Source organism: Streptomyces phaeofaciens (assembly GCF_014648915.1).
GTDB lineage: Bacteria > Actinomycetota > Actinomycetes > Streptomycetales > Streptomycetaceae > Streptomyces > Streptomyces phaeofaciens.
Map to the genome: position 1 here is coordinate 1 of NZ_BMSA01000037.1, position 24,150 is coordinate 24,150.

The window sequence follows — 24,150 nt, forward strand, 5'->3', positions numbered from 1 at the left end:
GGAACCATGGAACTCTCCGCCTCCCGCGACGAGGTCAGCCTCGAAGAACTCACCAATCACATGGCAGGCGGCGCCGAACTCGCAGCCCTCAAACACGAGTTGTCCCAAGTGCGCGGCGTCGACGTCGAGGAGCTCCCCGAGGCGGAAGACCTCACCGCACCCACAGCGGCGGCCTCCTCCGAGGCCTCACCCGCATGACATCGGCATCAACATTCCTACCGGCAGTCCACCCACTGCCCTGACCCGAAGGCACTCCCCCATGAAGATCGCCCTCGACCCCTACATGATCCGCAACGTGCCGCTGCTCGAACTTCCCGCAGTTGTTGGCGAGTTGGGCTACGAGTGGATCGAGCTGTCACCCCGCGAGGACTTCATCCCGTTCTTCCGGCACCCCCGCGTGGACGACGCCACCGTGCGCCGGTTCCGCAAGGCGCTGGACACGGCGGGTGTCGGCATCTCCTCGATGCTGCCACTGTTCCGCTGGTCCGGCCCGGACGAGGACGCCCGGCAGGCTGCGGTCCGGTACTGGAAGCGCTCGATCCAGATCGCCGCGGATCTCGGCGTGGACAGCATGATCTCGGAGTTCAACGGCCGCCCCGAGGACTCCGACCGCAGCGAGGCCCAGTTCTGGAAGTCGCTGGACGAGCTGCTGCCCGTGTTCGAGCGCGAGGGCATCCGCCTCACCCTGGAACCGCACCCGGACGACTTCATCGAGAACGGCTACGACGCCGTCAACCTGATCCGGGGCATCAACCACCCCAGCGTCAGCTTCCTCTACTGCGCCCCGCACACCTTCCACATCGGCAACGACGCCCCCGGCATCATCAAGTACGCCGGCGACCTGCTGACCCATGTACACCTGGCCGACGCCTTCGACCACACCGCGTCCTCCGGGAACCGGTACATCCTCAACCCTCCCGGCACCACGGCCCGCATCCACCAGCACCTCGACATGGGCGAGGGCGAGGTCGACTTCGACGAGCTGTTCCGCGAGCTGCGCGCGAACGGCTTCGACGGCACCCTGACCGCCTGTGTCTTCGCCTGGGAGGAACGGGCCAAGGAGTCCTCGGTGTTCATGCGCGACAAGATCGCCGAGTACCTGGCCGCGGGCTCCTGACGGGATGCCGCCGGCCGGCGGCATCCCGTCCCCACATCCCGCCGTAACAACCTATTGACATGACATTTGAGTGGAGGCATTGTTCTCCACGAAGTGTTTTTAAAGCGCTTTAAGTCTTTACTCCACACCCCGGAATCTCCGGAGCGAAGGGAAACCGACCATGCCGTTCGAAGTGCTGACCATGGGCCGCGTGGGGGTGGACGTGTATCCGCTCCAGACGGGCGTGGGCCTCGCGGAGGTCACCTCGTTCGGCAAGTACCTCGGCGGCAGCCCGACCAACGTCGCCGTCGCCGCCGCCCGCTACGGGCGCTCCTCCGCCGTGATCACCAAGACGGGCCGCGACCCGTTCGGCGACTTCGTCCGCACGGCCCTGAAGGGCTACGGCGTCGACAGCCGGTTCGTCGGCACGTCGGACATCGCGCCGACGCCGGTGACCTTCTGCGAGATCTTCCCGCCGGACGACTTCCCGCTGTACTTCTACCGGCTGCCGAAGGCGCCCGACCTGGACCTGCACGCCGGTGAGCTGGACCTGGACGCGGTGCGGGACGCGCGGATCCTCTGGGTCACCGGAACCGGGCTCAGTGCGGAACCGAGCCGCTCGGCCACCCTCGCCGCCCTGGCGCACCGGGCCACGTCGGGCCCCACCGTCTTCGACCTCGACTGGCGGCCCATGTTCTGGCCGGAGCATGCCAGCGGTTACCGTCTCGGTCCGGCCGAGGCTCGGGCGCACTACGCGGAGGCGCTGCGCCACACCACGGTCGCCGTCGGCAACCTCGACGAGTGCGAGGTGGCCACCGGTGAGCGTGAGCCCTACGCCGCCGCGAAGGCGCTGATCGACGCCGGGGTGGAACTGGCCGTGGTGAAGCAGGGGCCCAAGGGTGTCCTGGCCATGGAGCGGGACGGCTCGACCGTCGAGGTCCCGCCGGTTCCGGTGGACGTCGTCAACGGACTCGGCGCCGGGGACGCCTTCGGCGGCGCACTGTGCCATGGACTGCTCTCCGGCTGGGAGACCCACCGTACGGTCGCCTTCGCCAACGCCGCCGGCGCCATCGTCGCGGGCCGGCTGGCCTGTTCCGAGGCGATGCCGACCGAGGCCGAGGTCGCCACCAAACTCCGCGAGGCATCCCTCGCCCGCACCGAACGAAAGGCGTGACGACGTGCTGTCCGACAACGTGAGCCGGATCGTGACCGCCCGGGTCGGCGACCCCGGTGCCATCGCGGCCGCCGCCGCCCGCCGGGTGAAGGCGACCTCCCTGTTCGGCGAGCACGGCAAGGCGATGATCATCGCTGCCGACCACCCGGCGCGCGGCGCCAACGGCGTCGGTGGCGACCCTCACGCGATGGCCGACCGCTTCGAGCTCCTCGACCGCCTGTGCACCGCTCTCGACCGCCCCGGGGTGACCGGGGTGCTGGGCACCGCCGACATCCTCGAGGACCTGCTCCTGCTCGGTGTCCTGGACGGCAAGTCCGTCTTCGGCTCCATGAACAGGGCCGGCCTCGCGGGCTCGGTCTTCGAGATCGACGACCGCTTCACCGGCTACGACGCCGAGACGATCGCCGCGATGGGCTTCGACGGCGGCAAGATGCTCACCCGCATCGCCCTCGACGACCCCGCGACACCCTCCGCCCTGGAGAACACCGCTCGCGCCGTGGACGAGCTGAACGACCGTCAACTCATCGCCATGGTCGAGCCGTTCCTCTCAGGGTGGCAGGACGGGAAGATCCGCAACGACCTCACCACCGACGCCGTCGTCACGTCCGTCACCATCGCCTCGGGACTGGGCCGCCGGACCGCCTACACCTGGCTGAAGCTGCCGGTCGTCGACGACATGGAACGCGTCCTGGCGTCCTCGACCCTGCCGGCGCTCCTGCTTGGCGGCGAGGTGAAGGACGCCGCGGCTGCCTTCGCGTCCTGGGGGAAGGCCCTCAGGCAGCCCACCGCGCAGGGTCTGGTCGTGGGCCGCTCCCTGCTCTATCCCGCGGGCGGCGATGTCGCCGGTGCGGTGGACAAGGCGGTGAGCCTGCTGTGAGCAGCAAATACCACCTGCCGAAGGGCACTTCGGCCGACGGCCCGTACGACCTCCTGGTCACGCCCGAATCGGCGGGCTGGGGATACTCCGGCCTCAGGATCCTGACCCTGAAGCCGGGTGAGGCGCACGCGCTCGCCACGGGTGACTCCGAGTTCCTGATCCTGCCGCTGACGGGCTCCTGCACCGTCACCACGGACGGCAGGGCCTTCGAACTCGAAGGCCGGACGAGCGTGTTCGCCTCGGTCACCGACTTCGCGTACCTGCCGCGTGCGTCGGAGGCCCTGATCAGCAGCGCACAGGGAGGTCTGTTCGCGCTGCCCTCCGCCCGTACCGAGCGGAGCTCACTCTCCGCTCGGTACGGGTGCAAGGAGGAGGTGCCGGTCGAGCTGCGCGGTGCGGGCGCGTGCTCACGGCAGGTCAACAACTACTGCCTGCCGGGCACGTTCGAGGCCGAGCAGCTGCTGGTGTGCGAGGTCCTCACCCCGGGCGGCAACTGGTCCTCGTACCCGCCGCACAAGCACGACGAGGCCCGGCCGGGAGTCGAGTCGGAGCTGGAGGAGATCTACTACTTCGAGGTCTCGGGCGAGGGCGGTTTCGGCTACCAGCGCGTCTACGGCACCGCCGAGCGGCCGATCGACGTGCTCGCCGAGGTCCGCTCGGGTGACACCGTCCTCATCCCGCACGGCTGGCACGGCCCGTCCGTCGCCGCGCCCGGCTACGACCTCTACTACCTCAACGTCATGGCCGGTCCGGGACAGGACCGTGCCTGGCAGATCTGCGACGACCCCGCCCACGGCTGGGTCCGGGCCACCTGGGCCTCGCAGGACATCGACGACCGGCTGCCCTTCGAAGGACCGAACGCGCAATGAACACCGTCCGACTCACCACCGCCCAGGCTCTCGTCCGCTTCCTCGCGAACCAGTACAGCGAACGCGACGGCCAGGAGCAGCGGCTGATCCCCGGGATGTGGGGCATCTTCGGGCACGGCAACGTGGCCGGCATCGGGCAGGCCCTGCTGCAGGCCGCCACCACCGGCGAAGCCGATCTGCCCTACTACCTGGCGCGCAACGAGCAGGGCATGGTGCACGCGTCCGTCGCCTACGCCAAGATGCGCGACCGGCTGGCCGCCTTCGCCTGCACGGCGTCCACCGGCCCCGGCTCCACCAACATGATCACCGGTGCCGCCCTGGCGACGACCAACCGGCTGCCGGTGCTGCTGCTGCCCTCCGACATGTTCGCCACCCGCGCCGCCGACCCCGTCCTCCAGCAACTGGAGGACTCCCGGGGCGGGGACGTCACGGTCAACGACACCTTCCGGGCCGTGTCGAAGTACTTCGACCGCGTCTCGCGCCCCGAGCAGCTGATCCCGGCCGCGCTGGCGGCGATGCGGGTGCTGACCGACCCGGTCGAGACCGGCGCCGTCACGCTCGCCCTGCCGCAGGACGTGCAGGCCGAGGCCCACGACTGGCCGGTCTCCTTCTTCCGGCGCCGGGTCTGGCACGTGGGCCGCCCGGTGCCGGAGCCCGCTGCCGTGGACCGGGCCGCACGGCTGCTGCGCAATGCGAAGAAGCCGCTCATCGTGGCCGGCGGCGGGGCGGTGTACTCCGGTGCCGAGACGGTGCTGCGCGCCTTCGCCGAGGCCACCGGCGTCCCGGTCTCGGACACCCACGCCGGCAAGGGCGCCGTCGCCTGGGACCATCCCTACGCTGTCGGCGGCATCGGCTCCACCGGCGCCTACGCGGCCAACGAACTGGCCCGCGAGGCGGACGTCGTCCTCGGTATCGGCACCCGCTACAGCGACTTCACGACCGCCAGTCACACCGTGTTCGGCAACCCCGACGTCACGTTCGTCAACCTCAACGTGGCCCGCCTCGACGCCGTCAAGCACTCGGCCGAGCCGCTCGTGGCCGACGCCCGCCTCGGCATCCAGGCCCTCGCCGGGGCGCTGGCCGACTGGGAGGTCGAGGAGTCGTACCGTCGCCGCACGCGTGAACTCATCGCCCGTACACGGGAGATCGAGGACCGCTGCTTCACGATCGGCCACAGCCCGCTCCCGGCCCAGACCGAGATCCTCGGCGCACTCAACGACGTCCTCGACGACCGTGCCGTCGTCATCAACGCGGCCGGCTCCATGCCCGGTGACCTCCAGCAGCTGTGGCGGGCCCGCGACCCCAAGGCCTACCACGTCGAGTACGCGTACTCCTGCATGGGCTACGAGGTCGCCGCCGGCGTCGGGGCGAAGATGGCCGACCCCACGCGCGAAGTCGTCGTGCTCGTCGGCGACGGCTCCTACCTGATGATGGCCCAGGAGATCGTCACCATGGTCTCCGAGGGTCTGAAGGTCATCGTCGTCCTCGTCCAGAACCACGGCTTCGCCTCCATCGGCGCCCTCTCCGAATCGCTCGGCTCGCAGCGCTTCGGCACCAAGTACCGCTTCCGCGACGGCGATTCGGGCCGGCTCGACGGTGAGGTCCTGCCCGTCGACCTCGCCGCCAACGCCTCCTCCCTCGGCGCCGACGTCCTGCACGCCGCCACCGTCGACGAGTTCCGGGCGGCGATGGAGAAGGCCAAGGCGGCCGCCCGCACCACGGTCGTCCACGTCGAGACCGACCTCTACGGTCCCCACCCGCCCGGCCACGGCTGGTGGGACGTCCCCGTCAGTCAGGTCTCCGCGCTGGACTCCACTCGCGACGCCTACGAGACGTACGCCGCGCACAAGCACGCCCAGCGCCACTACCTGTAATCCCCGTCCCCATGAAGGAAACCCGCACCGTGAAGACCATCGAGCACTGGATCAACGGCTCCCCCACCCCGAACTCCGGCACCGCCACCGACACCCAGCCCGTGTTCAACCCGGCCACCGGCGCCGAGCGGGCCCGGGTCGTCCTGGGCGGGGCGGACGACGTGGACGCGGCGGTCACAGCGGCGTCCGCTGCCTTCGAGACCTGGTCGGAGTCCTCCCTCACCCAGCGCACCCAGGTCATGTTCGCCTTCCGGCAGCTCCTCGTCGAGCACGAGGAGGAGCTCGGCCGGATCATCTCCGCCGAGCACGGCAAGACCGTCGACGACGCCCGCGGCGAGATCACCCGCGGCCGCGAGGTCGTCGAGTTCGCCTGCGGCCTCGGCGACGTGCTGAAGGGCAGCTTCTCCGACCAGGTCTCCCGCGGCGTCGACGTCCACAACTTCCGCCAGCCGCTCGGCGTCGTCGCCGGCATCACCCCGTTCAACTTCCCCGCGATGGTGCCGCTGTGGATGCACCCCATCGCCATCGCGACCGGCAACACCTTCATCCTCAAGCCGAGCGAGCGCGACCCGTCCGCCGCGAACTTCGTCGCCGAGCTGTACAAGAACGCCGGGCTTCCCGACGGCGTCTTCAACGTCGTGCACGGCGGCAAGGACACCGTCGACGCGATCCTGACCCACCCGGGAATCGAAGCCGTCTCCTTCGTCGGCTCCACTCCCATCGCCAAGTACGTCCACCAGCGGGCCACCGCCCACGGCAAGCGCGTCCAGGCCCTCGGCGGCGCCAAGAACCACGCCGTCGTCCTGCCCGACGCCGACCTGGAGTTCGCCGCCAACCACATCATCGCCGGTGCCTACGGCTCGGCCGGAGAACGCTGCATGGCCGTCTCCGTCGCCGTCGCCGTGGGTGAGGCGGCGGACGGCCTGGTGAAGGTGCTGGAGCGCAAGGCACGCGAAGTGAAGGTAGGACCCGGCGACCGGCCCGGTACCGACATGGGCCCCCTCGTCACCAAGGCCGCGCAGGAACGCGTCGAGAGCGCCGTCGGCACCGCCGCCGCGCAGGGCGCCACCGTCGTCGTCGACGGCCGCAGTCTCAAGGTCGACGGCCACGAGGACGGCTTCTTCACCGGCCCCTCCCTCCTCGACCACGTCACCACCGCCATGGACGCCTACCGGGAGGAGCTCTTCGGCCCCGTCCTCGCGATCATCCGCGTGGACTCCCTCGACCAGGCCATCGGCCTCATCAACGCCAACCCCTACGGCAACGGCACCGCCCTGTTCACCGCCTCCGGCGAAGCCGCCCGACGCTTCCAGCGAGGCGTCAAGGTCGGCATGATCGGCATCAACGTCCCCGTCCCGGTGCCGATGTCCTACTACTCCTTCGGCGGCTGGAAGGACTCCCTCATCGGGGACTCCCCCGTCCACGGCCCCGACGGCATCCGCTTCTACACGCGCCCCAAGGTCGTCACCACCCGCTGGCCGCAGCCCGCCCAGGAGCACTCCGCCGGCTTCGACTTCCCCACCTCCAGCTGAAATCCCCCACGCATCAACCGCCAGGAGGTGGCCATGGTCGTCAGGGACGACGCTCTCCAGGCCCCCGCACCGAGCACCGCTGGTCTTCCTGCTGTTCATGCAGGGCCGTATCGCGACCGTCTTCTGGCTGATGCTCTCGGAGATCTTCCCGCTCCGCCTGCGCGGCCTGGCGATGGGCACGGCCGTCCTCGGCACCTGGATGGCCGACTTCCTGGTCACCCTCGCGTTCCCGCCCCTGATCGACGCGGTCGGCGGGACCACGTTCCTCCTGTTCGCCGCCGTCAACGCGGCGACCTTCCTCTCCTACGTGCGGACCGTTCCCGAGACCAGGGGCCGCTCGATGGAAGCCATCGAATCCCACTTCCGTGAGCGGTCCGCCGCCTGACCGCGCTCCTTCGCACCGAGTTCCCTTCCCACACTTCGAGAGGCACCGCCATGACCACGTCCGCCACACCCCTTTCCGTCGCGGTGATCGGGGCCGGGATGGCCGGCCGCAGCCACGCCGCCGGATACCGCAACGTCAACACGGTCTTCGGTGCCGGTCTGCCGCCCGTCCGGCTGGCCGCGATCGCCGACGCCAACCTCGCGCTCGGCGAGGACGCCGCACGGCGTTACGGCTTCGAGAAGGCGCTCCCGAGCTGGGAGGCCGTCGTCGAGGACCCGACGATCGACGCGGTGAGCATCGTCGTCGGCAACGCGCTGCACCGGCCGATCGCCGAGGCGCTGGTCGCCGCGGGCAAGCACGTATTGTGCGAGAAGCCGCTGGCCGGCTCGCTCGAGGACGCCCGCGCGATGGCCGAGCTGGAGCGGCGCGCCGAGGTCGTGACCGCCGTCGGCTACACCTTCCGCCGCTCCCCCGCCATCGCCGCGATCCGCGACCACGTCCGCGGCGGTGAGCTGGGCGACCTCACGCTCTTCAGCGGCCGGTACTGGTGCGACTACGCCACCGACCCGAACGGGCCGCTGAACTGGCGGTTCCAGGGTCCCCTCGGCTCCGGCGCGCTCGGTGACGTCGGCTCGCACGTCATCGACGCCGCCGAGTACGTCGCCGGACCCATCGTCACCGTCTCCGGCGCCTCCCTCTCGACGCAGATCCCCAAGCGGCCGCTGCCGCTCGGCGCGGTCGTCGGACACAACGCGGCCCCCGTCTCCGACGAGGTCGGCGAGGTCGAGAACGAGGACACCGCGACCTTCACCGCACGCTTCGAGTCGGGTCTCGTCGGCACCTTCTCGGTGACGCGCACCGGCTTCGGCCTGCCCAACGGGCTCGCCTTCGACGTCCTGGGCGTCGGCGGCCGGGCCGCCTTCGACCAGCACCGGCCCGCCGAGTACCTCTTCGACGACGCCCAGCCCGACGCCCGCACACGCGGCGCCCGTCAGATCATCGCCGGCCCGCAGATGCCGTACTTCAAGGGCGGCGTCCCGATGGAGGCGCCGGGTGTGGGCGCGAGCAACGCCGACAACTTCACCTACCAGGCCCGCGCCTTCCTCGACCAGGTCGCCGGCGTCGGCGAGCCCCTGCCGGCCTGCGCCACGTTCGCCCACGGCCTGCGGACCCTGGAGATCATCCAGGCCGTCGTCGAGTCCTCCCGTACCGGCGGTGCCACCGTCACCGTCCCGGCCGCCGGCTGACGGTGCCCGACACGCACTCCACGCCCGCTTCTCCTGGACGCCCCCTGCCCCCGATCCGCATCGGGGGCAGGGGGCGTCCAGTCAAGAATGAGGATCACCCATGACGGTACGCGTAGGTGTCATCGGCGCCGGCTGGATCGGTCGGGAACACATCCGTCGGCTCACCGAGACCGTGACCGGCGCCCGGGTCACCGCGGTCTCCGACATCGACGTGGCGCGCGCAGAGGAGGCGGCGGCCCGGGTCGGTGCCCGGGTGTTCGCGAACGGCGCCGGCCTGATCGCGGCGGACGACGTGGACGCGGTGCTGGTCACCTCGTGGGGCCCCACGCACGCCGGACACGTGCTCGACGCCATCGCCGCCGGAAAGCCGGTGTTCTGCGAGAAGCCCCTCGCCACGACCGCGGAGGACTGTCTGCGCATCGTCGAGGCCGAGACGGCCCACGGCGTCCGCCTGGTCCAGGTCGGTTTCATGCGCCGCTATGACGCGGGCTACCGGCGGATGAAGCAGATCGTCGACTCCGGACGCATCGGCGAGCCGCTGATGGTGCACTGTGCCCACCGCAACCCGACCGTGCCCGAGTCGTACCGCACCGACATGGCCGCGCTCGACTCGGCGGTCCACGAGATCGACGTGCTGCGCTGGCTCCTCGACGACGAGATCGTCTCCGCCCAGGTGGTCCTGCCACGCTCCACCAGCAAGCGACACCCGCACCTCAAGGACCCCCAGATCATGCTCTTCGAGACCGCAAAGGGCATCCGGATCGATCTGGAGGTCTTCGTCAACTGCCGGTACGGCTACGACATCCAGTGCGAGACGGTCGGCGAGGAGGGCGTCGTCCGGCTGCCCGACCCCGCCGCCGTCGGCGTACGCACCGCCGGGCAGCACAGCACGGAGGTGCTCGCGGACTGGGTGGGTCGTTTCGCGGACGCCTTCGACACCGAGTTCCGCGAGTGGATCGCCGACGTCGCCGCCGGCAACGAGGCCACCGGTCCCTCCGCCTGGGACGGTTACGCCGCCACCGTCATCTCCAACGCCACCGTCGAGGCACGGAAGTCGGGCCGGATCATGACCACCGGGATGAAGCCCCGGCCCGCGTTCTACGGCGGCGGCGCCTGAACGTCACCCGACACCTCCGAACACCGCTCGGCCGTCCGCTCCTGGGAGCGGGCGGCCGCTGCCGTTCCCCGCACACCTGGCCCACCCGTCTTCGCCGGGCCAGGGATCCGTACGGTCCGGCGGCGCCCGACACCGAGTCGTCGGCCGGCGCGACGGGTGCGGCCGGGTGTGCGCCGACGGAACAGGGCGTGCGCAGCCGGTGGTTCGAGCTCGCGCGGATCGAGCCGTTCCCGGCCGGCCGGTGGAGCGGCGGGCGCCCACCGATCAGCTTGCTGCCCGTCATGATCCGCTGCCGTGCAGATACAGCGGGAGCGAGGCACCGTTCGGGCGGCTGCACGGGACGTACACGTCCAGGCGCGGGGTTCGGGCGTCGCCGTACCGGCGGTCGCGGGGCCGGCTCACGTCAGGCCGCCGTGAAAGCAGGGGCGGCACCAGAGTCTGCTCTCATCGGGCCCTTGCGCGCGGAGAGCCGCCCAGGGCACTCGGCTCTGGGCGGCTCTGGGCGCGGAACACCGCGGCGCTGTCCGGCGTGATCAGGCGTCGGCCTGCAACTGTGCCAGCTCGGCCTCGAGGTCGGCCATGGCCTCGCCGCCGGCCATGAGGTCGGTGATCTCCTCCCGGGTGCGCTCGCCCTTGCGGAAGTCGTCGGCCTTCTGCCCGCGGATCAGGACGGCGAAGTGGTCGCCGACCATCATGGCGTGGCGGACGTTGTGGGTGACGAGGATGACCGCCACCCCCTTGGCCCGGGCCTGCATGATGATCCGCAGGACGTGGGCGGCCTCCTTGACTCCGAGCGCCGCGGTGGGCTCGTCGAGGATGAGGACGTTGGCGCCGAAGTAGACGGCCCGCGCGATGGCGAGAGCCTGGCGCTCGCCTCCGGAGAGACTGCCGACGAGACGGTTGCCGTCGGTGACACGGGTGATGCCGAGGGACTGCATCTCGCGTACGGCGATGTCGCCGGCCACCTTCTTGTCGAACAGCTTGAACGGGCCCCAGCCCTTGGTGGGTTCTGCCCCGACGAAGAAGCAGCGCCCGACGCCCATCAGCGGGAAGGTACCGCCGAACTGGTGCACGGTCGCGATGCCCTGGTCGCTGGCGTCGCGGGGGCTTTCGAAGGTGACGGGTTCGCCGTTGATCTCGACGGTGCCGGTGGTCGGCTTGTGGAAGCCGGACATGATCTTGATGAGGGTGGACTTGCCGGCGCCGTTGTCGCCGAGCAGGCAGAGCACCTTTCCGGCGTCCACCTCGAGGGAGATGTCCTGGAGCGCGTGCGTGCCGAGGAACGACTTGCTGACGCCGGTCAGGCGGAGAAGGGGTGTGGTCATGGTCAGGCCTTCTTCGCGGATCGGGGCTTGTAGGAGAGGGCGAGCCGACGGAACGTGTTGTTCATCAGGACCGCTGTGAGGATGAGGATGCCGAGGATCAGGCTGGCCCAGTCGGAGTTCCAACCGGTGTAGTAGATGCCCTGGTTGACGATGGCGAACGTCAGCGTCCCCAGCACGACGCCGAAGACGGAGCCGTAACCGCCGGTGAGCAGTACGCCGCCGATGACCACCGCGATGATGGAGTTGAAGACGAAGGACTGGCCGTTGGCCACCTGGGCGCCGTTGTACAGGATGGTCTGGATCACGCCGACCAGGGCCGCGCCGAATCCGCTGGCCACGTACAGAGCGATCTTCACCCTGTTGACGGGGATGCCGGTGGCGCGGGCGCTCTCCTTGTCACCGCCGATGGCGAAGATCCAGTTGCCGTACTTCATCATCTGGAGCAGCACCGTGACGCAGACCGCGATGCCCAGCCACCAGAAGATCGCGACCTCGAACTGCCCGGCGATCAGATGGCCGAACAGCGCCTTGGACAGGGGGTCGGGGCTGATGGGGACGCTCGTGGTCCCGGTGGTGACGCGGGACAGACCGAGGGTGAGTCCGGCCAGTCCGGACAGCGTGGCCAGCGTGACGACCAGGGACGGGACGTTGGTCCGCGTGACGATGAGTCCGTTGAGGAGCCCGGTCAGCACACCGAGGCCGAGTGCGCACAGGATGCCGACGATCATCGGGGCGCCCCAGTATCCCGACACGATGGCCAGCGTCATCGAACTGCCGGCCAGCACCGAGCCCACGGAGACGTCGAGTTCACCGGCGATCATCAGCAGCCCGACGGGGATGGCGATGATGCCGAGTTCGGCGGCGATGTTCAGCCAGCTCGCCGCACCGCCGGTGGCGAGGAACTTCTCGCCTCCGAAGATCGCGAAGAAGACGAAGACACTGACGGTTCCGATGAGCGCGCCGGCTTCAGGGCGGTGCCGCAGCTGCCCCAGCGGGCTCTCGGACTGCTTCGGTGGGGCGACGGCGGTCTCTTTCTGGGCCGTCGTGCGGGGAAGTGTTGTCATCGGAATGAGGTCACCTTCGTGAATCCGGGGGTGGTGCGCGTCGGGCGTGGGGACAGGTGCCGGGCCCGGGCGGGACCCGGCACCGGTGGGGCAGTCAGCGGACGCCGGCCCTGGTGCCGGCGATCGCGGCGCCCACGTTGTCCTTGGTGACCAGCAGCGGGCCGGTCAGCAGGGGGTTCTGCGGCGGGAGCACGCCGTAGGACAGGTACTGGTTCGCGATCGAGACGGCGTAGAAGCCCTGGAGGTAGGGCTGTTGGTCGATGGCGAACAGCTGGCTGCCGGCCTTGATCCGGTCGAGCTGACTCTGTGAGAGGTCGAAGGTGCCGAGCTCGACCTTGCTGTCGGCGCCTGCCTGTTTGATGGCGGCGGCGGCGCTGTCGGCATCCCCGACGCCGATCGTCACCACGGCGTCGATGCTGGTGTCCTTCAGCAGTGCCCCCTTGATCGCCTGCGTGACGGCGGACGGGTTGCCGAAGTTGGAGGAGGGCAGCGGGAGTTGCTTGGACGAGGAGCCCTTGGCCGTGGCGCCGTCCTTGACGCCCTTGCAGCGGGCCTCCTGGTTGGCGGAGCCTGGCACGGTGTTGACGCACAGGATGTTCTTGGCGCCCACTTCGGCGAACTTGATGCCGCCGGCCTTGCCCGCCTCGTAGTCGTCCGATCCGATGTACTTCATGGCACCCACTCGCTCGGCCGCGTCGGCGCCGCCCGAGTTGTAGATGAACACCTGGATGCCCTTGGCGATGGCCTGCTTGATGGCGGCGTCCTGGTTCTCGGGCACCCAGTCCGGCACGAGGATCGCCGACGGATTCTGCGAGATGGCGGTCAGCGTGAGCTTGGCGGCGTCGGGGCCGAGGTTGTCGTAGTTCTGCGGGCCGAGGAAGGTGACCTTGCCACCACCGGCCTTGACCAGCTTCGCCGCGTCCTCGCCGCCGCGCTTGATCGCGGACCAGAACGGGTCGTCGGGCTTGCCGCCGATGACGTAGACGGAGTTCTTACCGGTGCTCTTCGCGCCCGACGTCGTTCCGCTCCCGGCCGTCGCCGTCGCCTGGCCCGCGGTGTCGTCGCTTGCCTTGCCGCTGGCACACCCGGTCAGCGCGGTGGCCGCCATGGCGAGCAGGCTCACCACGGTCAGGCCTCTTCTGGAGGGACGACGACCGGCCGGCCGTCGGGGCTGTGTGCGTTCCATGAACAGGGTTGCTCCTTCGTGTGATGCCGGGCGGGGCTTGAGCGGGGCCAGGCATGTCTTGGGGATGGTCGTGCGGCGGTGAATGCGGGCGAATCGAATGGCGGTCCCGCCCTTTCGCCGACAGCCACGGATTCACGGCGAGGACCGCACAAGGTCCTGCGTCCGTGCGGCACATCCACGGCTCCGGAGTCTTTCCTCCGGTGAGGGGCAGGCCGGTATCGGCGATCAACAGAACGGCTGGTCACGGGGGTGTCCCGGCACCGGTCACAGCAACGCCGAAATGAATGATGAGCGAGTTCCGCGGTCTTTTAAATCGCTTTAAGGGATGGCCAGAGCATGCTTGTGTTTCAGGAAGGTGTCAAGAGTCTGCTCTCAAATGCGCACTACGCTTCGATCACGCCGAAAAAGCGTGCATCGGCCATATATTTGCCACCGGGGCGGCTGCCGGTCATGGGTCACGGCGCGGGTGGCGGCCGCCGCGCACCGGGCGGTCACGGCCCTTCCGGGGCAGGAGCCTGGCGTGGGTCAGCGCGGTCGCGCCGTGGTCCCCCGTACCACCAGCGAGGGCGCGAGCACGATCTCGCGAGGCGTCACGCGACCCTGATCGAGGCGTTCCACGGCGGCGACCACAGCTCGGCGCGCCTGCTCCTCGGCTTCCTGGCTCACGGTGGTGAGGTCGAAGCAGCCGAGCCGGGACAGGGTGTCGTCGTCGTAGCCGACGACGGAGACGGTGCCGGGGACGTCGACCCCGGCACCGCGCAGGGCGGTGAGCAGACCGATGGCGCTCCGGTCGTTGAAGGCCACGACCGCGGTCGGCAGGTCGCCGCTCTCGATGAGACGCCGGCCCGCCCCCTCGCCGGCCTCCTCGGTGTGATCCCCGTGCAGGATCCTGATCCGGTCGTCGAGACCGTGGCGGCGCATGGCGCTCCGGTAGCCGCGGCGACGGTCGGTGGCGATGACGCCCTTGCCGCCGTCGACGTGGGCGATCGCGCGGTGCCCGAGGCCCACCAGATGATCGACGATCCGGCCGACTCCGTCGTCGTCCGCGCTGCGGACGACGTCGAGGTCGGCCCCGGTGATCCGGCGGCCCACGGAGATGACGGGCGCCCTGCGGTCGAGTTCGGCGAGGACGGAGGCGGGGGCCACCGGACCGAGGAGAATCAGCGCCTCACAGCGGAAGGCCAGGAGCGTCTCGACGGCCGTGCTCTCGTCACGGGTCCGGGTCTGGGTGCTCAGGACGAGGTCGTAGCCGACCTCCTCGGCGGCGGTGTACAGGTGCTCGACCAGTTCGGCCTGGAAGGCGCTGTGGACGTCGATCATGACGCCGAGCAGGCGGCTGCGCCTGCTGGCCAGGGCGCTGGCCGTGCGGTCGGGGCGATAGCCGAGCTCGGCGGCCGCCTTCAGGACACGTTGCCGGGTGCGCTCACTGGGGCCGGGCACGCCGCGCAGCACCAGCGACACCGACGCGGTGGACAGGCCGACGCGCGCGGCGACGTCCTCCAGCCGGGGACGCGGGGTCGCACCGTTGGCACCCGCATCGGATCCGAGCTCCTCCACACGAACCTCCCGTACCTGTGCGGCAACACCCTTGACATCTGTCCGTGATGCCGCCGATAGTACCAGCACTTAAAGCGCTTTAAGCGGTGTTCTGACTGGCCAGCCCGGTCAGGGTCGGCCCATGAGCGCTCGGTTCGCCCGTTCCCGGCCCGGGAGCGGTGCGCGGCCCATGTCCCCAGCCACAGCGCCCCTCGCGCCGGAGAGGAACCACCATGAGCACAAGGACGATCGGGGTGGCGGTCATCGGAGCCGGAATGGCCGGCCGAGCCCATCTCAACGGCTACCGGCAGGCCGCGACCCTGTACGGTGCCGGTCTGCCCGAGGTGCGCCTGGTCGCCGTAGCCGATGCCCACGAGCCGTTCGCGCGGGACGCCGCCCGCCGCTACGGATTCGAGCGTGCCGAGACCGACTGGCGGGCGATCGTCGCGGCCGACGACATCGACGCGGTCAGTGTCGTGGTCGCCAACCATCTGCACCGCGAGATCGTCGAGGCGCTGCTGGCGGCGGGCAAGCACGTGCTGTGCGAGAAGCCGCTCGCGCCGAGCGTGGCCGACGCGCAGGCCATGGTGAACGCCGCCGAGTGCTCCGGCCTGGTGGCCGCGACCGGCTTCACCTTCCGCCGCTCCCCCGCCGTCAACGCCGTCCGGCAGCAGGTGGAGGAGGGCTCGCTCGGTCCGGTCCAGCACTTCAACGGGCACTACTGGTGCGACTACGGGCACAACCCGGACGCCCCCATCAGCTGGCGTTACCGGGGCCGTCCCGGCTCGGGAGCGCTGTCGGACATCGGCAGCCATCTCATCGATCTCGGCGAGTACTTCTGTGGTCCGGTGCAGAGCGTCCAGGGCGCCGTCCTGTCCACCCAGGTGCACGAGAGGCCGGTGCCGCTGGGAACCGCGGTGGGGCACTCGGCCGACGTACGGGTGAGCCAGGAGCGCGAGCCCGTCGAGAACGACGACATCGCCACGTTCACCGCCACGTTCGCCTCCGGCGCCGTCGGTACGTTCTCCGTCTCGCGCATCGCCCGAGGACTGGCCAACTCCCTCGGTTTCGAGGTGTTCACCCAGGGCGGCGCGGCGACCTTCGATCTGTCGCGCCCGGCCGAGTTCACCATCGCCGACTCGGCGGCTTCCGACCCCGTGGACGGCTACCGGCGGGTGGTGGTCGGCCCCGGGCACCCCTACGTCGCCGGTGGCCTGCCCATGGACTTCCCGAGCGTCGGCCACGGCCAGCACGAGTTCTTCGTCTGGCAGGCCCGCGCCTTCCTGGAGCAGATCGCGGGCCTGGACCGGCTGCCGCCCTGCCCCACCCTCGCCGACGGGCTGCACAACCTGCGTGTCATCGACGCGGTCGTCGCCTCCGCCGACGCCGGCGGCAAGGCCGTCACCGTCCAGTGACCGGTCCCGGCCCCTACGTCCCGCACCGCCCCGCCGACGGATGGAGCGGGCGCCCGCAAAGCACGGCGCCTCCCCTGCCACCGTTCACGACCTGCCTCTGACCAAGGCCCTCGCCGTGCCGCGCGAGCCGCCGCACATGCACCAGCCCGGCGGCGCATCCCTCCCCGCCCTCGACGGCGGCACCACCCTCACCATCGAAAAAGACTGAGGAAACCCAAAAATGAAGCTCGGACTCTACAACGCGATCCTGCACGACCGGCCGCTGCCGGAAGCGATCAAGGTGATCGCCGATCTGGGCCTGACGGGCATCGAGATCAACACCGGCGGTTTCCTGCCGGCGGTGCATGTGCCGACCCTCGACGACATCCTCGTCAGCGACACCGCGCGCGACGACTTCCTGGGCCTCTTCGAGGGCACCGGCGTCTCCATCGCCGGCCTGAACGCCAACGGCAACCCCCTGCACCCGAACCCCGCCATCGGCGAGAAGCACTCCGAGGACATCCGCCGCTCCATCCGCCTGGCGGAGCGGCTCGGGCAGCACCGTGTGGTGACCATGTCGGGCCTGCCCGGCGGCGAGCCGGGCGCCACCCGCCCCAACTGGATCGTCAACGCGTGGAATTCCGCGGCCCTGGACGTACTGGACCACCAGTGGAAGATCGTCGCGGACTTCTGGCGTGAGACCGACCGCCTGGCCCGCGACCACGACGTCAAGGTCGCCCTGGAACTGCACCCGCAGAACGTCGTCTTCAACTCCGCCGACGTGCACAAGCTGATCGACCTCACCGGCGCGACCCACGTCGGCGTCGAACTGGACGCCTCCCACCTGTTCTGGCAGCGGATGGACCCGGTGACCGTGGTCCGCCACCTCGGCGAACTCGTCTTCCACGCCGCCGCCAAGGACGTCCGGATCAACCGCGAGTACGCCGCCCTCAACGGGGTGCTCGACAACAGCTTCCGGCGCCTGTCGCCCGACGAGCCGCGCACCAACCTCGGCGGCGACGAGTGGGCCAACGAGTGGCCCAAGGAGTCCGCCTGGGACTTCGTCGCCCTCGGCAAGGGCCACGATGTCGCCTACTGGACCGAGTTCCTGCGCGCCCTCCACGAGGTCGACCCGGACATGCTGGTCAACATCGAGCACGAGGACACCGAACTCGGTCCCGTCGAGGGCGTCGCCGTGGCCGCCGAAGTCCTCAAGGCGGCCGACGCGGCACTTCAGGAGTCGCTGCGGCCGTGATCGCCAGGGCCGGCTCCCGCCGGCCCGGCTCATTCTCCACACGGGAGCCGACACCGCCGTCGGCCGGGCGATCGTGCGCGCGCGTTCCTCGATCGGGGAGCGGGCGCCGCGGTCCTCGGCCGTACCGGTTCGCGATCACCACGATCGTGGTTGCGGCAGCCGCGACGGCGGCTTTGCCGTCCTCGGCGCTCGGCGCCAACCTCCGCCTCACCCTGGTCATGCCCGCGGGTTCCGTTGCCGGGGCGGTGCTCGGCGGGCTGCTCCTCGGCGTGTTCCCTGATGAAGCCCTCTCATCCGGCCTCGCGCCACAGTCGCTCCCCCGGAGAACTCCTGCCCTTCCGGCAAGGACACCCGCACCTGCGGCGGGCACGGCTGCGGGCCGGCGGAGGCTGTGGCGTCCTCCGCCGGGGTCCGCCGGGGTCCGCCGGGAGGGTCCGGCCACGGATCATGCCGCGCTCGCCCCGCCCCGGGCACGGGCCGCTCGCACAACCGCACGCGCGCTGCCGACACCGTCATGCACGCGGGGCGGGCCAGGAGTCGAGCGGTAGCGGGCCGCGGTCGATGACGGTGCGGATACAGAAGGTGCTGCGGGCATCGCGGACGGGACCGATGGCCAGGATCTGGTCTGTGAGCACCTTTTCGAAGGTGCGCAGGTCCGGCACGGCGAGCTCGACGAAGAAGTCGGCGTCGCCGGAGACCACATGGCAGGCGACCACGTGGTCGATCGCCTTCAGAGCCTCTTCGACCACCTGGGAGGTGGTGCGGGAGTGCTCGACCTTGAGGGAGAGGAACACCGTCAGCCCGAGGCCGAGGCGCTCGCGGTCCAGTTCCGCCCGGTAGCCGGCCAGGACCCCGTCCTCCTCCAGCGCCTTGGTGCGTCGCAGGCAGGACGAGGGGGACAGACGTACGGCTTCGGCGAGGTCGACGTTGGGGGTGCGTCCGTGGCGCTGTAGGTGGTCCAGGATCGCCCGGTCGATGCGGTCGTACAGGGGGCGTGGCATGAAATGCAGCGTATCGGCCGTATCGGCGAACAATCCTGCATCGCAGCACTGCAATGGCACTCACTACGCCATCGCGTGCCGGGCTCGGCGGCGCATTCTGGTCACGCGCCGCAGCCGCCGAACCGGTTCCGCTGCTCCCTCCGCACCCCTTCTCACCACCCCTGGACTGCCTCATGCACCCCTTCCCCCTGGAACCCGACCGCGCCGCGATGACCGACATGGGACGCCTCGTCCTGGACCGTGTCATCGATCGCACCGAGAACCTCGCGGCGCGCCCCGCGAGCAGCCTCCTGTCGCCGGAGGCCGAGGCCGAGCTCGTGGAGTCGTTCCTGGCGCCGCCGCCCGCCCGGGGCGGTGACCTGAAGGCTCTGCTCGCACGCCTGGACGAGGCCGCCGACTGCGCTCTGGAGACGGCCGGACCCGGCCACCTGGCGTACATCCCGGGCAGCGGTCTGTACTCGGCCGCGCTCGCCGAGTTCTACAACCGTGCCGTCAACCGCTACGGCGGCCTGGCCTCGGTCGCCCCGGCCCTCGCCGCGCTGGAGGAGAGTGTGATCCGCTGGATGGCCCGCGATGTGTGCGGCCTCCCGGAGGGCAGCGGTGGCCTGTTGACCAGCGGTGGCTCGATGGCCACCTTCTCGGCGACGGTCGCCGCCCGCCACAACCGGCTCGGCGAGGACCTCGCCGGCGGCACCGTCTACACCACGACCTTCGCCCACCACTCCGTCGCCAAGGCCGCCCGCCTCGCCGGCATCCCCGCCACCCGCATACGTACCGTGCCGCACACCCCGGACCTGCGGATGGACCCCCACGCCGCCGCCGCGATGATCCGCGCCGACCGGGACGCCGGGCTGCGGCCGTTCCTGCTGGTGGCCACCGCCGGCACCACCGACACCGGCACTGTCGACCCGCTGTCGCAGCTGGCCGACCTGGCCCGCCGCGAGGACGTGTGGTTCCACATCGACGCGGCCTACGGCGGCTTCTTCCGGCTCACCGCACGCGGCGAGGAACGCCTCGCCGGTATCGAGAAGGCCGACTCGATCACCCTGGACCCGCACAAGACCCTGTTCATGCCGTTCGGCACCGGCACCCTCGTCGTCCGCGACATCGCCGCCCTGCACGCCGCTCACGACGGCACCGGCAGCTACCTCCAGGACATGGGGACGGCGGGAGGCGTCCCGGACTCCGCTCACCTCGGGCCCGAGCTGACCCACGAGATCCGCGGTCTGCGGGCCTGGCTTCCCCTGCACCTGCACGGGGTGGACGCCTTCCGCGAGGCTCTGGACGAGAAGCTCGACCTGGCCGAACACGTCCACGACACCCTGTCCGCCGTCGCGGAGCTGGAGGTCCCGCAGCGCCCGGACCTGTCCACCGTGATCTTCCGCTTCCGCCCCGCCGACGGCAGCCAGGCCGCGACCGAGCGGGCCGACGAGGCAAGCCGCCGTCTGCTGGAGCGCATCAACGGCCACCGGCGCATCGTGCTCTCCAGCACGGTTGTCGACAGCCGCTACACCCTGCGCGTCTGCGTGGTCTCCCACCGCACCCACCACGACCGCATCGCCGAGGCGCTGAGGATCATCACCGCCGAGGTGCGGTCAGCTCGCTGACCGGGTGTGGCAATCAGTGGCGAGATCGCGGGCGGAGACCGCCGAGCGCCGACGTGCTCGGCCGCGTCAAGTACGCCCACCCTCTCCCGGACGTCGTCGCCCAGGCCGTCGCCCACCAGCTCGTCCGCCTGGCCGAGGTGCCGCTCGGCATCACGCTCGTTGCCGAGGGCCGCGTGAACCCGACCGGGCTGAGGGGCGATCGGCGCCCCGGCCGCGGGCAGCTTTCGCCTTCGCCTCGGCGACGTCCAGCAATCCGAATGCGTCATCGGGGCGGCGGCCAGGTAGATCACCTGATGAGACATGCGGATGACGATCTTCACCTCGCGGTCCGGCTCCCCGGCCCTCCGACGTGACGTGGATGCCGTACGACCAATACAGCCGGGCGGTGACGTACCGGCCGCAGTCGTGGCTGGCCCACTCGCCCAGCGCCTCAAGGTCCGCGATCGCCCTGAGAACCCAGGCCTTCAGTGAGGGTGGAACGCCGCCCTGGATGCGGCGGGCGCTGTCCGCGTGCACCTCCACCATCCCCGCGATCTCGGCGTTCGAGCGGCCCTGCCTGAACAACTTCCGCGCACGAACACGCCGAGCCTGCGCCAACTGCGGCCGCGACAAGGAAGGAACATGCGGACCGGACACGATGCTCGATTGTCACGGTGGCGCTCACGCTGACGGGTGAAGGAACCCAATACCTTCGAGCCGTCGCCGAGGGCAACCCCAACACCACCCTCGTCTAGGAGCAGCGCGCCAGACCCGACGACCGCGCCGGCATCAGCGACGACGATGTCCGCGTCTACTCCTACGCGATCATCCGCAAGCATGAGGTGGTGACAACGTCTCGTACGTCGCCAAGCCGTTTGTACCATGCCACCGATGCCATGAGCCGGGCGAAATCCAGCGGTTCGGGAAGCCCTGCGAAGTGCCCGCGCCGCCGCGGGAAGCGGCTCCGTCTCTGAGCCGGTCGACGCGCATACATCGCTGGGCGGGTACTCCTTGCCGGGGCAAGGAAGGCTACACGGCTATTAGTCGTTCAGATGAGGGGTGGGGATCTGAGGATGCATGGTGAGCGGGAGCATTGGGAGTTGCTGCCTGCGCTCGGTGTGGGACCGCTGCGGTTCGGCATGAGTCCTGCCGAAGTCACGGATGCTCTCCAGGGCTCCCAGCCGTGCACTTGGGTAGAAGGCCCGTACGCACAGCAAAACTTCACTGATGGAGTGAAGGTCTTTTACGACGAGGGCATGTTGACATGCGTGGCGATGGATGCCGTCACCGGCCCGCAGGTCTTCCTGGCGGACTTTGCGCTGGCAGGCCGTGATCCCGAGCAGGCGCACCAATACCTCCTCGACCACGCTGCCGAGCACGGTAATTGCCTGGCGTACACCCCCGACCACTCCCTTGCCCTCACTGATCTTGGGCTGCTTCTGCGGGTTCAGCAGGTCGGAGAGGCTCTTCTGTCGCGCCCGCTCTTCGTGATCGAAGAGTGGCTCGAGTCCGAGTACTACTGCGCCCGTGGCCACCTGCCGCTCGAAGGAGCCCCGGTTACTCACGTATAGTCTCGCGCCGCGGGTCCGTACTTCCGGGCGGTGGCGATCCGCTGTTTCATGAAGTCGCAGAACTCGGCCACCATTTCCGGTGTCGGCGGTGGCAGCAGAGCCGGAATCGTCGCCGACATCAACGACGCCGGACGAGGGCGTACACCAGCAACCCTGTCGGGCCGCCGTACCGCTCGCCGGCCGCATCCGGAACGGGCTCGGACCTGGCGTCGGCTGGCCAAGTCCACGCACATCACTTCTCGCAGGCTGCTGGCTGTCCCTAACCACCCGCTCCGCCATTGCGTATGTGTCAGTGCCGATGAGATCCCCGCGCCCGATACAGGCACGTAAGTCGCGCATGGCCCTCATTGATGCCCGTACCTGCTCCGCCACAGGTGCCGGAACGCTGATCACAAGCTGGGCCCTCAAGCCGTACAGTTCATCGGCCCCAAAGGCATCGTGGGCCACTCCCAGGAGATCGTCTTGCCCTGGCCTCTTCACCCGCGCAGCAAGCTGGTGCAGGCGCTCGCCGACTCACTCTCGTCAGTCCCGGCCGGTTGTGGTCGGCGCAGGAGGTCTTGGTACGTCCGAGTCCTGTCCCGGCGGCGGCAGGGGTCTACGGGTGGTACTTCAAGCAGCCGCCCTACCCGGGCCTGGACGCATGCCGGGGAACGGTATACGGCCCGCGCCGCCCTCCGGGCGTGGGGGGGGCAACACCCCGTCCCGAAGGCCGTCGTACGGTTCTTCCGCCATGTTCCGCCGGCCGACGCGCTGTTGGCGATGCTCGAGCGAACCGAACCTCCGATCGCGTACTGGCCTAGCTCAGCGCAGCCGAGTACGACCAGGCGGAGCGGCCGCAATGAGTGCTTCGGCGACGACAACCGCTGCCCAGCAACGCCGCCCACGTCCACCACGTCGGCGCACGCGTCGGGCGGAAGTCGGGCATCAGCAGACTTCGAACCACAGCGAAGCAGGGAAGTGGCCCTCCCCGGCCAAGAGACCGTCACGATGGGGCGCCGGCCGGTAGTCCGGGAAGACCGTCCGCATCTCGTCGGGCCTTTCATAGTGCAGGTGGGACATGCACGCGAGAATCCGGGCACGGCTGTTGTTCGCCAGGAAGGCCCGCACGAGCGAGGTTTCCGCCCAGTGCAACACGCTGTCCAGCAGGTCACACTGGTAGTCGTACGGCAGGTAGATGTCATGTACGTGGACAATGACGCCTGGTGCGAGACGCGGGAAGACCTCCAGAACGAGGAAGTTCACGTCCGAACCAGGTTTCACCACGTGGGACGAGTCCACGAACAGCACATCACCCGCGCTCAGGGAGGTGAACGTCGCCAGGTCGACGGTCTGGACGGGTACGCGGTGCAGTTGAACGCGGTTGTCCCGGGACAGCCAGTCGCGCGGGTACGGCTCGATGCAGGTCACCGTCCCCGGACGACCGTCCTTGGCGTTCCGGGCGAGTGCCTGTAGCGCGATGTGCGTGGAGACTCCGCTGCCCACTTCCAAGTACCTGCGGGGGCTCAGCGTGCGCAGGATACCGTGCAGGGCCTGCGCCTCGATATAGCCGTATCCCGGGCCGAGATCACCCGACTTCTCGAACACCTTATTCCCGCGGTATTCATCGACGAACGGCTTGCATGCCTTCTCGAGCCAGGCCATCTGTTCATCGAGATCGATGTGCAGGCCGGGCAGGCTGGAAGCGGTACGCCAGTGCTCACGGTTTTCCGCAAGACCGCGCAGGTCCGGAGCAGAGGAATAGTAATGGCGTGGTGCGACAAGGATTCCGAGTCGGGAGAATGCCATGTTCGCAATGACCGCCTGGCGCTTGGCAGCGCGCTTGAACTTCTGCCGGAACTTCACTGAAATCTCACTTTTCCCCATGGGCATCAAACTAGGCGATGCGGCATTCGACTACCTCGGACACACCGATGTCCGTTCAGGTGATTGAGGAGCCTTCGCTAGCCTGATTCGCCGACGGCCATCCACCGTCCGCCTCCCGGGCGCATCCGCTCGCCCCCGGACACCCGGCCCCACAGTCCCCCACTTAACTGGGCAGCAGGAGTCACCGGCCGGACCACG

At 69.7% G+C, this 24,150-nt stretch carries 19 protein-coding genes and 1 pseudogene; 14 read left to right on the plus strand and 6 right to left on the minus strand.

Annotated features, from left to right (window positions below):
• The 10 genes and pseudogenes from IE275_RS39695 to IE275_RS39740 all read left to right on the plus strand — a co-directional run.
• A pseudogene (locus IE275_RS39695) lies at positions 1-198 on the plus strand (sugar ABC transporter ATP-binding protein); the annotation flags it as partial.
• 61 nt (positions 199-259) lie between these two features.
• Entirely contained in the window at positions 260-1,117 is an 858-nt protein-coding gene (locus IE275_RS39700; RefSeq protein WP_189717565.1) for a sugar phosphate isomerase/epimerase family protein, read from the plus strand.
• A gap of 160 nt (positions 1,118-1,277) precedes the next feature.
• Positions 1,278-2,270: a 5-dehydro-2-deoxygluconokinase gene (gene iolC, locus IE275_RS39705; RefSeq protein ID WP_189717566.1), complete on the plus strand. Its 993-nt coding sequence runs from the start codon at positions 1,278-1,280 to the stop codon at positions 2,268-2,270.
• Positions 2,271-2,274: 4 nt separating this feature from the next.
• A complete protein-coding gene (locus IE275_RS39710) occupies positions 2,275-3,147 on the plus strand; it encodes a Cgl0159 family (beta/alpha)8-fold protein (RefSeq protein WP_189717567.1) in 873 nt (290 codons plus the stop codon).
• The gene (gene iolB / locus IE275_RS39715; protein ID WP_189717568.1) at positions 3,144-4,016 is read left to right on the plus strand and encodes a 5-deoxy-glucuronate isomerase; all 873 of its coding nucleotides are present in this window, start codon (positions 3,144-3,146) and stop codon (positions 4,014-4,016) included. The genes IE275_RS39710 and iolB overlap by 4 nt, the downstream gene beginning before the upstream one ends.
• The gene (gene iolD, locus IE275_RS39720) at positions 4,013-5,890 is read left to right on the plus strand and encodes a 3D-(3,5/4)-trihydroxycyclohexane-1,2-dione acylhydrolase (decyclizing) (protein ID WP_189717569.1); all 1,878 of its coding nucleotides are present in this window, start codon (positions 4,013-4,015) and stop codon (positions 5,888-5,890) included. The genes iolB and iolD overlap by 4 nt, the downstream gene beginning before the upstream one ends.
• A gap of 29 nt (positions 5,891-5,919) precedes the next feature.
• Entirely contained in the window at positions 5,920-7,422 is a 1,503-nt protein-coding gene (locus IE275_RS39725) for a CoA-acylating methylmalonate-semialdehyde dehydrogenase (RefSeq protein WP_189717624.1), read from the plus strand.
• Between the two features lie 91 nt (positions 7,423-7,513).
• Entirely contained in the window at positions 7,514-7,807 is a 294-nt protein-coding gene (locus IE275_RS39730) for an MFS transporter (protein WP_268255339.1), read from the plus strand.
• 50 nt (positions 7,808-7,857) lie between these two features.
• Entirely contained in the window at positions 7,858-9,054 is a 1,197-nt protein-coding gene (locus tag IE275_RS39735; protein ID WP_189717570.1) for a Gfo/Idh/MocA family protein, read from the plus strand.
• Between the two features lie 100 nt (positions 9,055-9,154).
• Positions 9,155-10,171, plus strand: coding sequence for a Gfo/Idh/MocA family protein (locus tag IE275_RS39740; RefSeq protein WP_189717571.1), 1,017 nt, complete (start codon positions 9,155-9,157; stop codon positions 10,169-10,171).
• A gap of 533 nt (positions 10,172-10,704) precedes the next feature.
• Here IE275_RS39740 and IE275_RS39745 read toward each other — a convergent pair.
• From IE275_RS39745 to IE275_RS39760, 4 genes are all read right to left on the minus strand, one after another.
• Positions 10,705-11,496, minus strand: a complete 792-nt coding sequence (locus IE275_RS39745; RefSeq protein WP_189717572.1) for an ATP-binding cassette domain-containing protein — start codon at positions 11,494-11,496, stop codon at positions 10,705-10,707.
• 2 nt (positions 11,497-11,498) lie between these two features.
• Complete coding sequence (locus IE275_RS39750) at positions 11,499-12,560, minus strand: ABC transporter permease (RefSeq protein WP_189717573.1); 1,062 nt, start codon at positions 12,558-12,560, stop codon at positions 11,499-11,501.
• Between the two features lie 94 nt (positions 12,561-12,654).
• The gene (locus tag IE275_RS39755) at positions 12,655-13,746 is read right to left on the minus strand and encodes a sugar ABC transporter substrate-binding protein (protein ID WP_189717574.1); all 1,092 of its coding nucleotides are present in this window, start codon (positions 13,744-13,746) and stop codon (positions 12,655-12,657) included.
• Positions 13,747-14,271: 525 nt separating this feature from the next.
• The gene (locus IE275_RS39760; protein WP_189717575.1) at positions 14,272-15,303 is read right to left on the minus strand and encodes a LacI family DNA-binding transcriptional regulator; all 1,032 of its coding nucleotides are present in this window, start codon (positions 15,301-15,303) and stop codon (positions 14,272-14,274) included.
• A gap of 212 nt (positions 15,304-15,515) precedes the next feature.
• Here IE275_RS39760 and IE275_RS39765 point away from each other — a divergent pair, with 212 nt between their 5' ends.
• Both IE275_RS39765 and IE275_RS39770 read left to right on the plus strand, forming a co-directional pair.
• Positions 15,516-16,697: a Gfo/Idh/MocA family protein gene (locus IE275_RS39765; RefSeq protein ID WP_189717576.1), complete on the plus strand. Its 1,182-nt coding sequence runs from the start codon at positions 15,516-15,518 to the stop codon at positions 16,695-16,697.
• 220 nt (positions 16,698-16,917) lie between these two features.
• On the plus strand, positions 16,918-17,931 hold the full coding sequence (locus IE275_RS39770; protein ID WP_189717577.1) for a sugar phosphate isomerase/epimerase family protein: 1,014 nt from the start codon (positions 16,918-16,920) through the stop codon (positions 17,929-17,931).
• 512 nt (positions 17,932-18,443) lie between these two features.
• Here the strand turns inward: IE275_RS39770 and IE275_RS39775 are convergent.
• Positions 18,444-18,932, minus strand: a complete 489-nt coding sequence (locus IE275_RS39775) for an Lrp/AsnC family transcriptional regulator (protein ID WP_189717578.1) — start codon at positions 18,930-18,932, stop codon at positions 18,444-18,446.
• A 173-nt stretch (positions 18,933-19,105) separates the two neighbouring features.
• Here IE275_RS39775 and IE275_RS39780 point away from each other — a divergent pair, with 173 nt between their 5' ends.
• A complete protein-coding gene (locus tag IE275_RS39780) occupies positions 19,106-20,539 on the plus strand; it encodes a pyridoxal phosphate-dependent decarboxylase family protein (RefSeq protein WP_189717579.1) in 1,434 nt (477 codons plus the stop codon).
• Between the two features lie 1,052 nt (positions 20,540-21,591).
• The gene (locus IE275_RS39785; protein WP_229871063.1) at positions 21,592-22,089 is read left to right on the plus strand and encodes a hypothetical protein; all 498 of its coding nucleotides are present in this window, start codon (positions 21,592-21,594) and stop codon (positions 22,087-22,089) included.
• A gap of 924 nt (positions 22,090-23,013) precedes the next feature.
• On the opposite strand, the gene IE275_RS39790 is transcribed toward IE275_RS39785, so the two are convergent.
• Positions 23,014-23,952, minus strand: a complete 939-nt coding sequence (locus IE275_RS39790) for a class I SAM-dependent methyltransferase (protein ID WP_189717581.1) — start codon at positions 23,950-23,952, stop codon at positions 23,014-23,016.
• Positions 23,953-24,150 lie beyond the last annotated feature (198 nt).

Coding starts and splice junctions, on each gene's coding strand:
- IE275_RS39700 (WP_189717565.1), top strand. CDS start 260: ATGAAGATCGCCCTCGACCCCTACATGATCCGCAACGTGCCGCTGCTC.
- iolC (WP_189717566.1), top strand. CDS start 1,278: ATGCCGTTCGAAGTGCTGACCATGGGCCGCGTGGGGGTGGACGTGTAT.
- iolD (WP_189717569.1), top strand. CDS start 4,013: ATGAACACCGTCCGACTCACCACCGCCCAGGCTCTCGTCCGCTTCCTC.
- IE275_RS39735 (WP_189717570.1), top strand. CDS start 7,858: ATGACCACGTCCGCCACACCCCTTTCCGTCGCGGTGATCGGGGCCGGG.
- IE275_RS39740 (WP_189717571.1), top strand. CDS start 9,155: ATGACGGTACGCGTAGGTGTCATCGGCGCCGGCTGGATCGGTCGGGAA.
- IE275_RS39745 (WP_189717572.1), bottom strand. CDS start 11,496: ATGACCACACCCCTTCTCCGCCTGACCGGCGTCAGCAAGTCGTTCCTC.
- IE275_RS39750 (WP_189717573.1), bottom strand. CDS start 12,560: ATGACAACACTTCCCCGCACGACGGCCCAGAAAGAGACCGCCGTCGCC.
- IE275_RS39755 (WP_189717574.1), bottom strand. CDS start 13,746: ATGGAACGCACACAGCCCCGACGGCCGGCCGGTCGTCGTCCCTCCAGA.
- IE275_RS39765 (WP_189717576.1), top strand. CDS start 15,516: ATGAGCACAAGGACGATCGGGGTGGCGGTCATCGGAGCCGGAATGGCC.
- IE275_RS39770 (WP_189717577.1), top strand. CDS start 16,918: ATGAAGCTCGGACTCTACAACGCGATCCTGCACGACCGGCCGCTGCCG.
- IE275_RS39775 (WP_189717578.1), bottom strand. CDS start 18,932: ATGCCACGCCCCCTGTACGACCGCATCGACCGGGCGATCCTGGACCAC.
- IE275_RS39780 (WP_189717579.1), top strand. CDS start 19,106: ATGCACCCCTTCCCCCTGGAACCCGACCGCGCCGCGATGACCGACATG.
- IE275_RS39785 (WP_229871063.1), top strand. CDS start 21,592: ATGCATGGTGAGCGGGAGCATTGGGAGTTGCTGCCTGCGCTCGGTGTG.
- IE275_RS39790 (WP_189717581.1), bottom strand. CDS start 23,952: ATGGGGAAAAGTGAGATTTCAGTGAAGTTCCGGCAGAAGTTCAAGCGC.